Annotated in this window: 15 protein-coding genes and 1 pseudogene; all 16 read right to left on the minus strand. The window is 27.0% G+C overall.

What is annotated here, in order from left to right; all coding sequences use genetic code 11:
• A partial coding sequence (locus ACK2WN_RS11335) for a GTP-binding protein (protein ID WP_416155632.1) occupies window positions 1-234 on the minus strand: 234 nt, incomplete at its 3' end.
• An 81-nt stretch (window positions 235-315) separates the two neighbouring features.
• On the minus strand, window positions 316-966 hold the full coding sequence (gene sigH / locus ACK2WN_RS11340) for an RNA polymerase sporulation sigma factor SigH (RefSeq protein ID WP_300531993.1): 651 nt from the start codon (window positions 964-966) through the stop codon (window positions 316-318).
• A gap of 44 nt (window positions 967-1,010) precedes the next feature.
• The gene (locus ACK2WN_RS11345; protein WP_300531991.1) at window positions 1,011-1,574 is read right to left on the minus strand and encodes an NYN domain-containing protein; all 564 of its coding nucleotides are present in this window, start codon (window positions 1,572-1,574) and stop codon (window positions 1,011-1,013) included.
• Entirely contained in the window at window positions 1,574-2,308 is a 735-nt protein-coding gene (gene rlmB, locus ACK2WN_RS11350) for a 23S rRNA (guanosine(2251)-2'-O)-methyltransferase RlmB (RefSeq protein WP_300531988.1), read from the minus strand. Before rlmB ends, ACK2WN_RS11345 begins: the two co-directional genes overlap by 1 nt.
• A gap of 13 nt (window positions 2,309-2,321) precedes the next feature.
• The gene (gene thyX / locus ACK2WN_RS11355; protein WP_300531986.1) at window positions 2,322-3,080 is read right to left on the minus strand and encodes an FAD-dependent thymidylate synthase; all 759 of its coding nucleotides are present in this window, start codon (window positions 3,078-3,080) and stop codon (window positions 2,322-2,324) included.
• A 202-nt stretch (window positions 3,081-3,282) separates the two neighbouring features.
• Complete coding sequence (locus tag ACK2WN_RS11360) at window positions 3,283-4,410, minus strand: hypothetical protein (protein WP_416155633.1); 1,128 nt, start codon at window positions 4,408-4,410, stop codon at window positions 3,283-3,285.
• Between the two features lie 144 nt (window positions 4,411-4,554).
• Window positions 4,555-4,923, minus strand: coding sequence for a hypothetical protein (locus tag ACK2WN_RS11365; RefSeq protein WP_416155634.1), 369 nt, complete (start codon window positions 4,921-4,923; stop codon window positions 4,555-4,557).
• A gap of 98 nt (window positions 4,924-5,021) precedes the next feature.
• Window positions 5,022-5,219 carry a hypothetical protein gene (locus tag ACK2WN_RS11370; RefSeq protein WP_300529930.1) on the minus strand — a complete coding sequence of 66 codons (198 nt, stop codon included), beginning with the start codon at window positions 5,217-5,219 and terminating at the stop codon, window positions 5,022-5,024.
• A 46-nt stretch (window positions 5,220-5,265) separates the two neighbouring features.
• Complete coding sequence (locus tag ACK2WN_RS11375; protein ID WP_300529928.1) at window positions 5,266-5,511, minus strand: hypothetical protein; 246 nt, start codon at window positions 5,509-5,511, stop codon at window positions 5,266-5,268.
• A gap of 18 nt (window positions 5,512-5,529) precedes the next feature.
• On the minus strand, window positions 5,530-6,573 hold the full coding sequence (locus ACK2WN_RS11380; protein WP_416155635.1) for a TIGR04066 family peptide maturation system protein: 1,044 nt from the start codon (window positions 6,571-6,573) through the stop codon (window positions 5,530-5,532).
• A 13-nt stretch (window positions 6,574-6,586) separates the two neighbouring features.
• Window positions 6,587-8,029: a Cys-rich peptide radical SAM maturase CcpM gene (ccpM, locus tag ACK2WN_RS11385; protein WP_300529925.1), complete on the minus strand. Its 1,443-nt coding sequence runs from the start codon at window positions 8,027-8,029 to the stop codon at window positions 6,587-6,589.
• Window positions 8,026-9,786: an ABC transporter ATP-binding protein gene (locus ACK2WN_RS11390; protein ID WP_416155636.1), complete on the minus strand. Its 1,761-nt coding sequence runs from the start codon at window positions 9,784-9,786 to the stop codon at window positions 8,026-8,028. The genes ccpM and ACK2WN_RS11390 overlap by 4 nt, the downstream gene beginning before the upstream one ends.
• Window positions 9,787-9,828: 42 nt before the next feature.
• Window positions 9,829-9,972, minus strand: a complete 144-nt coding sequence (locus ACK2WN_RS11395) for an AgrD family cyclic lactone autoinducer peptide (protein ID WP_416155637.1) — start codon at window positions 9,970-9,972, stop codon at window positions 9,829-9,831.
• Window positions 9,969-10,559: an accessory gene regulator ArgB-like protein gene (locus tag ACK2WN_RS11400; protein ID WP_118549480.1), complete on the minus strand. Its 591-nt coding sequence runs from the start codon at window positions 10,557-10,559 to the stop codon at window positions 9,969-9,971. Before ACK2WN_RS11400 ends, ACK2WN_RS11395 begins: the two co-directional genes overlap by 4 nt.
• A gap of 101 nt (window positions 10,560-10,660) precedes the next feature.
• Window positions 10,661-11,332 carry a sensor histidine kinase gene (locus tag ACK2WN_RS11405; protein WP_416155638.1) on the minus strand — a complete coding sequence of 224 codons (672 nt, stop codon included), beginning with the start codon at window positions 11,330-11,332 and terminating at the stop codon, window positions 10,661-10,663.
• 109 nt (window positions 11,333-11,441) lie between these two features.
• A pseudogene (locus tag ACK2WN_RS11410) lies at window positions 11,442-11,543 on the minus strand (IS30 family transposase); the annotation flags it as partial.

Consider the following 11,543-nt stretch of genomic DNA (forward strand, 5'->3'; position numbering starts at 1 on the left):
GTAGTGTCTGTTTGGAGTTTCGTATTCAACGTGTGCAGTTGATATTGTGATTCCTCTTTCTCTTTCTTCTGGAGCTTTATCTATGTTAGCGAAATCTACTGCTTCTCCTAAATGATATCTGTCATATAATGTTTTTGTTATCGCTGCTGTTAATGTAGTTTTACCGTGGTCAACGTGTCCTATAGTACCTATATTAACATGAGGTTTATTTCTTTCAAATTTAGCTTTAGCCATTGTCTAAATTCCTCCCTTAATAATATTATTTTTTATTTATCTTATTGCAGTTGCAATATGTCTATGTTATGTATTTTACTATTAATCATTTACATTTTCAAGATGTTTCTCTAATTTTCTCTTCACTCTCTGCAATGCATTGTCAATAGATTTCGGTTCCTTACCTATTATATCGGCAATTTCTTGATATGATTTGCCGTTTAAGTACAATCCAAGAACCTCCTGCTCTAACTCACTAAGCAGTTTATTTATCTTATTCTCTATATTTTTTAACTCTTCCTTACTTATAATAAGCTCTTCCGGATTAGTAACCATACTAGCTGTAATTATATCAAGCAGAGTTCTTTCTGACTCTTCATCGTATATTGGTTTGCTCAATGATACATAAGTATTTAGCGGAATATGCTTTTGTCTGGTAGCAGTCTTTATAGCGGTTATTATCTGTCTAGTTATACAAACTTCAGCAAAAGATCTAAACGAATGAGCTTTTGTTTCATCAAAATCTCTTATAGCCTTATAAAGTCCGATCATACCCTCTTGTATTATATCTTCTCTATCTGCTCCTATTAGGAAATAAGACTTCGCTTTAACCCTAACAAAATTTTTGTATTTTGCCATTATGTACTCAAGAGCGATTCTATCCCCGTTAGCTGCTCTTTTAACTATTTCATATTCTTCCTTTTGTTGCTGATTTTCATTCTGTTCTACGTTTTTTTCTTCCACTAGCTCCATCCAATCTCCCCCAACAAATAATTATATTCAAAGGCATATATTATTTATTTCTTATTTATTCTCATTCTTTCTAACCTGTCCCAAACATCTCTGTTTTCATGGTTCAATCTATCACCTATAGTATTTCTCTGTATAGTTTTCTTATGACTGCTGTTTTTTTCTCCTATCTTCTCCTTAGACTTCATAACATCTAGCTGAAGTTCTCTAGCAGAAATTCTTGCAGCCCCCTTACCTAGTACAATCTGCTGCTCAGCGTAGTCACTTGTTGCAACCTTTAAGTCGATAAACTCCTTATTAGGTAGCTCAGCAATATACTTTTCTATATAACTATCCGCAGTCTGATGCTCCTTAGTAAACACTATCTGCACAGAGTCTGATCTTTTTTCCTCATACCCTGCAGAATTCTTTACATTATAAGCATCAAATACTATAGTCGTTTTGTATCCCATATACTTAGAAAACTCTATCATATAATCTATAAGCTTCTCTCTAGAGCTTTCAAGGTTTATCTTAGATAATTCATTCAAATCATCCCATGCGTTAATTATATTGTATCCATCAACTATAAGAATCTTTTTCTTTTTCTTCTTTTTAAACTTTGCAGCCATTATTTACCCGAAGTTCTCTGTCTAAACACCTCATAAAGCAGTATTCCACCTGCTACTGATGCATTTAAAGACGTTACATTACCTACCATAGGCATACTAACTACAAAATCACAGTTCTGTTTAACAAGTCTTGATATACCAAATCCTTCACTTCCTACTACTAATCCTAAAGGACCTGTTAAATCCTGTTTATAGAACACTTCTCCATCCATGTCTGCAGCTGCAATCCATAGACCTTCTTCTTTTAGCATCTTTATAGTATTTACAATATTAGTCACCTTACACACAGGAACATACTCTACTGCCCCAGCAGATGCTTTTGCAACTACAGGAGTTATATCTACTGATCTTCTCTTAGGAATTACAACAGCATGAGCACCTACTGCATCTGCTGTTCTTATTATAGAACCTAAATTGTGAGGATCTGTTATCTCATCTAATATGATGATAAATGGATCTTCTCCCTTTTCCTTAACTTCTCTTACTACATCTTCTATATCTTTATAGATATAATCACTTATAGTAGCTATAACACCCTGATGGGCGTGGCTAGTACTCATCTCATCTAGCTTATGTCTATCAACATACTGAATAACTATCTTCTTTTCCTTTGCCATAGCTATTATCTTCTTTATAGAACCTTCTTTTGAAGAATTAGATATAAGCAACTTTTCTATATGTCTATCGTTTTTTATCGCTTCTATTACCGGATTTCTTCCTTCTATTATAGCCATAATATTTTCCTTCCTATAAATTCTTAAATTTTTCTCTTATCTCAACAACCTTCCCACAAGTCATCTTTCCTTCTGGACAAGGTCCTTTCACACATTTTGGTCCACAGTTTCTAAACATTATAGGAGCTACTTTTTTCACTTCTTTAAGCATCTGTGTAGCCATTTCCCTTATTTCCCACTGAGCTCTTTCGCAGCATCTGTGGTCAAAGAAATTGTAAAGACTTCTAACATTCATAGTCATTACTATTTTTGTTTCACAAGCATTTGGGAAAACATATCTAGCATCTTCTATAGCTTTCTTTTCAGCTAATCTAGTTGCTTCTTTTTCTGATTTTCCTTCTTCCATAAATTCTTTTTTATGTTTTTCAGATAAGATATCTACTATTCTATCGTAGTCTTTCTGATCTCTTTCCATAGCTTCTACAAATATCTTTTTAGCTTCCTCAGATTTTTCTATCTCTGGTGGAATTATATATTCAAACTGATCTAGTTTTACATATCTCTGAGATTGCTGAGAATAACTAGCTATTCTGTGACGAACAATCTGATGAGAACATGCTCTAGATATTCCCTCTACTCCAAAAGTAAATGACACATGTTCAAGTGGAGATTCGTGTCCTATATCAGTTAACATTTTTAAAAAACTTTCTATCTTTTCATCTGTAAGATTTTCTTCTATTCCTTCAACACCAACTTTAGAGTAACAAAGCTTTGCAGCCATTGATACAACTTTCTCTGGGTCAGGTGTATGTGCAAGTAATTTAACTTTCATTTTATCACCCCTAAAATATAATAGTCCAATCTATATTATATCATTAAAATAATATTCTGTCGCAGTTTTTCTGAAAATATAAAACAAGAATAAAACACACAGAAAATAAAATATTCTGCCAAACAAAAAAAGGAACAAGATACTAATCACTATTTCTCTTGTTCCAATTTATTATTGTTTTATTTATTTATTTTTTCTTACTTTATTTATAATATCTATACTCACTATCTTTATACTCTGGATATTTTTCTAAAGTACACAAATCTTCTATATTTAATATATTTCCATATTTTTCATCCAACTGCTTTGCCATACAAGGTCCTTCGCAATAATAATCATCTGAATATGGTAGTAGATGAGCAGTTCCATATATGCCCATAATTCTTTTATCTTCTAGTTTTTCATACTCTTCAACAAAATTATTCACCATTATATTTTCTCTATAAGTTGTGGCATTTTCATCATCTTCATAATATTTCTTTCCTTGATTCATAGATTCAACAGCCTTATTATAATCATCAGTTCCAACTTTGTCATTTTCTTCTAAGTATTTTAAATATCTTTTACCACCTGTTTTGTATGTATGACCTAAATCAGTTCCGTAAAATACTGTTTCTGGATATTTTTCCTTTATTTCTTTAAAGAAGTTTATATTTTCTTCTGAATAGGCTAATGTCTTTTCATAATCTTTAAAAAGCTCATTTAAAATTTTATCATCGTCTGATTTCATCCACATATTTAAAAATTGAGCATCTACATACGAATATTCAATAAATAGATTTCTCATACCGTATTCTTTATAATATTTGCCCCATAGATCTGCTTCTATTTTCTTTATGCCGTTGTAATCATGTGTTTCACCATATAGAAGTATTCCTTCTTTGCTCTCTTTAGAAAAGTCTTTTAAATCTCTATAACTTATTTTAATTTCACCACCGTGATTTTTCCCTTTTACACTAACTTTAACCTCAGGAGGAACTTTTACATTAAATATATCCATCGATTCATTATCAATCAAATGGTCTGATACTGTTTGATCAAATAGTTTCTTACCATTCTTATCTTCTACTATTATGTTAACTTCTCCAAATTCAGATATTACGCTGATAAATAGGTTATCTCCCTTGCCACTCATGTCGGCTTTTTTTTCACCTCTGAAAAAATTATACTCGCAACTCCAAGAAGAGTTATTCTTTTCTTCAAGAGAATTAACTACTATTCCTTCATCAGTTTTGAATCTAAATAGCAAAAATACAAACAAAAGGATTACTGTGTATATTGTCATTAAAAGTGGTGATGTTAGTATGTCTTTTAAATTTCTTTTACGCATAGCTACCTCCTAAGGATTAATTTATACATTTTATGTTTATAAATTAACATATTTATTTCAAAGTTTCAATAAAAATGCCCAACTGGGCATTTTATAGCTCCAACTGGGCATTGTTTCAAATTTATTATAGGATATCTTCTTATATTACTTTTCTTTTCCACCTAATAAACTTCTTATTGCAACTTCTATAATGGCACCTACAACAGATAGTATTATAGCTAACATCCAAGTTTTAGCTATAAGAGCAAAACCAATACCTAATAATACAGATGAATTAGCATTTGATCCACTTCTTTGAGTTTTTCCATAAAAGAAAGGAAAATTACCCTTCCGCTCTACAAATACAAAAATTATTCCTAATACAGCAAAGACTATACCAACATAAAATACAATTGGACTATTTAAGTCTAAAGGACTATTATTCATAGTTGCTATCATATTTTTAGCAAAGTATAAAACTACTGTAGAAATAATTGCTACTAAAGCACTTAGATATGTTTTCTTATCTTTCATAATTCCTCATCCTTTCTTTGATATTTTTAATATTATAATAAACTATCTACAGTTATAATTTAATTTTTTATATTAGAGTTATTAAATATTTTTAATATTTAATCATAATTTAAGATTTTTTCAGAAAGATGGAAACTTTCTATCTTATCACTTTTTGTTGTTGCTTGTTTTGAACTTGTGCTACATTTACATAAACTTCCTGCTTGTGGGCATGTTACATACCGGCATTGTAGACCGCACGCTCCCTTAGTAGTTTCATTATCATTCATTATGTTCATATTTCTTTTACCTAACATAATATCTCATCTCCTAATAATTATATAACTGTAGATAGTTTTAAACTTATTTATTATTAATCATTTCTATTATTTTATTTACAGTCGAAAAACTGTAATTATCTATTTCTTTATCACTTATTGTTATATTGTATGCTTTCTCAATATCAAGTAAAACCAAAACCATTTCTCTCGCTGGTATGTTTAGTTTTTTACTGAATACTGGTAAATATTTTAAATCTTTATTTTCACAAAAATCTATATTTGTTCGATTTAATAAAATTTTATAAAGTAAATTCATATCTTTTTCCATAATATTCTCCTTACAAATTTACATCATCTTAATTTTACCGTAATGTTTTAGTTGTTTTATTACATTGTCCACAATTAAATTAATACTACTCTTATTATTTATAAAGAAGTTATTATTTTTAGTTAATTCTTCTACTTTATCCTTATTTACAGTCAAATATTTTAATTTATTCTTTATTTCGGATTCGCTCACATCAATCATTTCATTACATATATTGAAATAATCTATATAAATATTATATTTTTCAAGCATATACTCAAAATAAACTTTATAATTATAAATATCTGGGTAATAAGGAAAACTCATTATTGTACAATCTGGTGAAATAGATTTTGTTATTAATGTTATTTCTTCTCCAAAATCTTCAACGACTTTTCTGGAAAATGACATCGATCCTCCAGGTATTCCAACAATTATTACATCTGAATTTTCTTTAACTTCTAATTCTTTTATACAATGATTAATCGATAATATTTTCTCTTTATTTGAGATGTTTTTCTCAAACAGATTATAAAATGATTTAATTCCAAATAAATTTGATTCTAATCTCGACATCACTTGAGATACTTTATATCCTTTTTCTAAAAAAGATTTACGGATTTCAAATTCTATATTCATTTTATCCATATTATCATACTGACTTATAATGAAAATGATTGGTTTATCTATATCGAAAATTTCCAAATCATTGTGATTTTTAAAATCATCATATAAACTAAATTTAATTTCAAAATCCTTTATGAGTAATTTTTCATATTCACTTATTTTTCTAGTACATACAATTTCCTTTTTTTGTACTGCTGCTTCTTTTATTAAAGGTAAAATATTTTTCTCAAAATCTAAATTTTTATCAGAATTAACTATCCATAACAAATCACAATCCTTTATATCATCAATATAATTACAAGATACTTTATAATCGTGTACTAAATCTTTATTATATATTTTCCATCCTTTTGGAAAACATATTTTTTCTATTTTTATATCATCTTTCAATAAACATTCATTTTTCAATATAAATTCTGATCTTTTATCATAAGGAAACATCATCATTTTTTTCATAACAACACCCCTATTATTTTAATTTTTCAAGGTTATCTGTTTCAAAATCATATCCAATTTCTCTAAGAAATACATAATCTTTAAAATCTTCCTCTATGGATTTTCTTATACTAGGACATACATTTATTATAGATTGCTTATTCATTTCATCTGAATCATCTCTTTTTTCTACTCTTGCAATACAAATTGTGCAATAATCATAAGCCCAACAATTTTTACATTCTTCAGATGTAATATTTTCTAAATTTAACATATTATATATCTTTTCATAATCAAATCCTTCATCTATATTTCCGATACAATTAAAATCATATTTTTCACTCACTTTTTCACAAGGATAAAAATCACCTTTTACATTCATAAATAAACTTCTTGTTCCAGGAATACAAGGTCCACCATGATGAGTACATGAAGATATTCTATCTCTTCTTAGTTGTTGCTTTCCTAATCTATTTTGCCCAATCAATAAATTATCTTTTATTAAAAGAGGAGAAATACTATTCTTTTTTATTTTCCCAATTTTATACAAAAGCAGCTTAAAATATTCATACTCTTCATTTAATTTACATTCATCTGACATTATTATTTTATGTTTAACATTATTGTTAGATATAAAAGAATATAATATATCTATGTTACTAAATATTTTTTCTGTTTTAAAATAATCATTGACAGTTTTAAAATCTTCTCTTTGGTCTACAACTACATTTACTTGTATTTTACTTATCCAATCTGGGTATGTATCTTTTATATATTTTATATTTTCAATTACTTTTTTATGTGCTCCTTTTGCTCCATTTGCAAACACTCTATTTTTATCATGTATTTCTTCTGGTCCATCCATACTTATTAGTATAGAAAATTTATTTTCATACAAGAACTCTGCTATCTCAGGTGTCAAAAGGGTTAAATTTGTAGTCATATTAAAATGTACAGTACGACCTAAAGTTTCTTCTTTTATATATTCTACACATTGTTTTATTAATTTAAAATTTAAAAGCGGCTCTCCTCCATAAAATGCTATTAGTAACTCTTCTAAATCAGAAGAGTGATCTATTAAAAAATCTATACCTTTCTTTGCCATATCAAAAGTCATATTAGAGTTATTATGAGTTCTATTTTTATAACCCCCACTATATACACAATAGCTGCATTTCATATTACAATTTTGAGTAACTTGTAATACAATAGAGCTTACTCTATTTTCTAAGTACTCATTTATATAATCTGTTGCTGGGTGTTTAACTATTCTATCAGGCTTTCCTTTTAAGAAACCATTTCCCTCTAATAATTCTATTTCTTCTTTCAAATTCTCATCTATATCTACAAATTCATCTATATTATCTAGATAATTATATAAATTTTTACTTATCTTCAAAATAGCATCTGTATTTACATCATATAAATAGTTTCCAATCGAAGTTTTAAACAAGTGTATAAATGGTTTTGTTTTCATATTATCTCACCTCTAATATTTAATTCTGCATTAATTAAGTTTTTATACTCTCCATTTATATTCATTAGATTTTCTTTATTTCCAACTTCAACAATTTTCCCATTTTTAAGAACGATTATTTTATTTGTTAAGTTTTCAATACTAGATATCTTGTGCGTTATTATCAGTCCTATTTTTTCTTCAAATAGCTTTTTATATATATTTAACATCTCATTTTCAGAACATACATCTAATGATGAATCAGGTTCATCTAATGCTACTAAATCACTATCTTTTATTAATGCTCTTGCTATTGATAATTTTTGCCATTCTCCACCAGATATTTCTCCTTCTCCAAACCAATTTCCAATTATAGTATCTACTCCATCACCTCTTTGTAATAAATTTACTAATCCAACTTTCTTTAATATTAATTCTATTTCTTTAGTGTTGTTAATTTTTTTCAAGTTTCCATAAGAAATATTTTCTCTTATACTCGTTTCATATCTCATAAAATCTTGAAAAACAGCACTTATATTTTTAAAATAACTTTCTCTATCTATATTTTTAAAATTAATCCCATTAATATAGATTTCGCCTTCATAATCAGTATAAAATCCAAGTATAATCTTCATAAGAGTACTCTTTCCAGATCCATTTCTTCCAACTATACCTATAATATCTCCTTTTTGAATTTCTAAATTTATATTTTCTATTGAGAATGTATGATTTTCTTTGTATTTATAAGATACGTCGACAAGTTTAATATTTCTTATTTCTTCAATAGTTATATTTCTTTCATTGTTTAATATTTCTAGTTTATCATTATGTAAATCTAAAAATTCATATATAAGATTTATATTAAGAGATAGCTTTGAATTTGTATTTAGTGAAAAGAAAAATAAACTTATACTATCTTTTATATTTTCAATACATCTTATATATGCTGTTATATCTCCTATCTTTAATGTTCCAGCTATTCCTAACTTTATTATGTAACAATATATTATTAATGAATTAAACTGGTCTAAAAAATCTGTGCCAAGCATATACCTAAAATTTTTATTTTGAATTTTAAAATCCTGATTAATTATAAACTCAGAAATTTTATTAAACTCATCTAAAAATTTTTCCCCTAAATTATAAATTTTCATTTCTTTAAAAGCATTTCCCATTGACATTATGTACTTTAAATACCATTTTTTTCTTTCTTTTTCGGTTCTAGAAATACTTACATTATATTGCTCATTTATTATTATCATTGAAAAATAATATTCTAAAATAGGAGTTATTAAAATAATAATTAAAATCCAAGTTTTAAAAAATGATAACATCATAAATGAGGATATCACTGTAATAAAGCTTTTTAAAATATCAAACCAACCTTTAATATATGATATTATACTTTCTCCACCCTGTGATTGTGCTCTATTTATAATATTATATGTTTCTAAATTTTCATAATCCGATAAATTTAAACTATTAGTTTTTTCCAAAATCAAAATATCTATTCTTTTTTCAAATTTTTTAGTTATTTTTATTGAATATAAATTGTATACTCGTTCAAATAAAATATTTACTATTGCTAATACAAAATAGATAGCTAAGTAATTCCAAACAATATCTTTCTTATCTTGTACCGCATTTAATATTTGTTGTAAAAAATATAAACTTATTGGAGTATATATTCCTTGAATAATCATAGATGTTACACTTATTGGTACATAACATTTACTCAAAGAATTAATGAGTTTTATACCTCTATAAAAACATTTCACATCTGTTTTTTTAATATTTATCCCTTCCTTAATATAAAATACTTATATCAACTTAAATTTCTCTATTCCTTTTGGTATTTTCGGCTGATTAGCCATCCATGCCGATGTTGTATTTGCAGATAAAAACAACATACATATAGCTAACGAACCTGTACTTTTTAATATCACATTTAATATTTTCTTCATCTTCTACCTCCAAACTCTTGCTTAATAATTCCCATTATCAGCATAATAAATATACATATAATAGATGATGCTACATAATATATAAATTTATATGCGTTGTTATATCTTATTCCTATCCATACTAAAAATACAACAATACTTGCTAAAACTACCGCTACTCTCTTGAATATTTTTAACTCTTTTTTACTTAAAGGATTATTTCTATGTTCTAATGGAGCTAAAAAACAAATCCCTATATAACTCATTATCATCTCAAACAAAATTAAATAATCTAACTTATAGTAAAAAACAAATTCAACAAAGCATATATTAACTATATAAAGTAGCATAAATGCTAATAAGCATCTTTTGTAATTATCTGCGTGATAACCACCTGTAAATTGCCTAATTGGACAATAACATAATAAGAATAGTACTGTTTCCTTAAATATATTTAACGAATAAGCTATAATCAATATTGCTGATATATTAACTAAAAAAGCTATTAATATACTAAATGCGTATGAGTATAATTCGCTTTCTTTTTCTTCTATTGCCTTATTAGAAATTAAAAAAGATGTTATCTTGTTAGCAATGGATTCGACCATTTTAGTCCACCTCCATATCTTTTATGCTTACAAAATAACATCTTTTTTCTGAATATTCAACGATTTATCCCCAACTGGTCGTTTTAGAGCTCCAACTGGTATTAATTTATTTTTATAGGTATATAAATTATCATTACAAACCTATTTTCTTCTATCTTTATTTCTACATTTCCATTATATTTTTCTACTGAGTTTCTTATGCTGCTTATACCAATACCATGTAAAAAGCTATCCTTTTTATCTGTAACTATATTATCTTTATCTATATTAATAGGATTTACTTTTGTATTTTCACACCTTATCACAAAATACTTATTTACAATTGTACCTCTTAATTTTATCTTTCTTTTTATATCAGAGCTTTCTATCTTTTTACAAGCTTCTATCGCATTGTCTAGTATATTTGAGAATATGCTGCAAAGATCTGTTGCTTCAACAAAGCTACATTTTTCAAAGTTTAAATCAACTTCAAACTCAATATTATTCTTTTCACATATAGATTTTTCCTCTTCTAATATAACATCCAAAATCATATTTTTTGTACTAAATGTATTTCCACAAGATTTTATTTTATCTTCTATGTCTTTAATATAACTGTTAGTAGTTTCATTGTTTTCATACATATTTTTTATACATAATATATGATTGTTCATATCGTGATAAAGGCTTCTTGTTTTTTCTTGAGATTCTTGGATTCTAGAATAATATTTATACTGCATATCCATCTTTTCCTTTATAATTTCATTTTCTGCTTCTAGTTTACTTTCATTCATTAATCTACCTACAACTTTAATTATTGAAATATTTGAAAATAAAAAAACAATGGATAAAACGATTATAAGGATATGCTCTATATGGCTTGTATTTTTATCCGGCGAATTGTCAAGCTAAGTGCAACAGTTTATCATAAAATATCTCGAAGGGTGTTTTAAACCCTAAACATTTTCTTGGTCTAGTATTTAGTTTATACTCAACTAACTGAAC

This window comes from Peptacetobacter sp. AB800 (assembly GCF_047807365.1).
GTDB lineage: Bacteria > Bacillota > Clostridia > Peptostreptococcales > Peptostreptococcaceae > Peptacetobacter.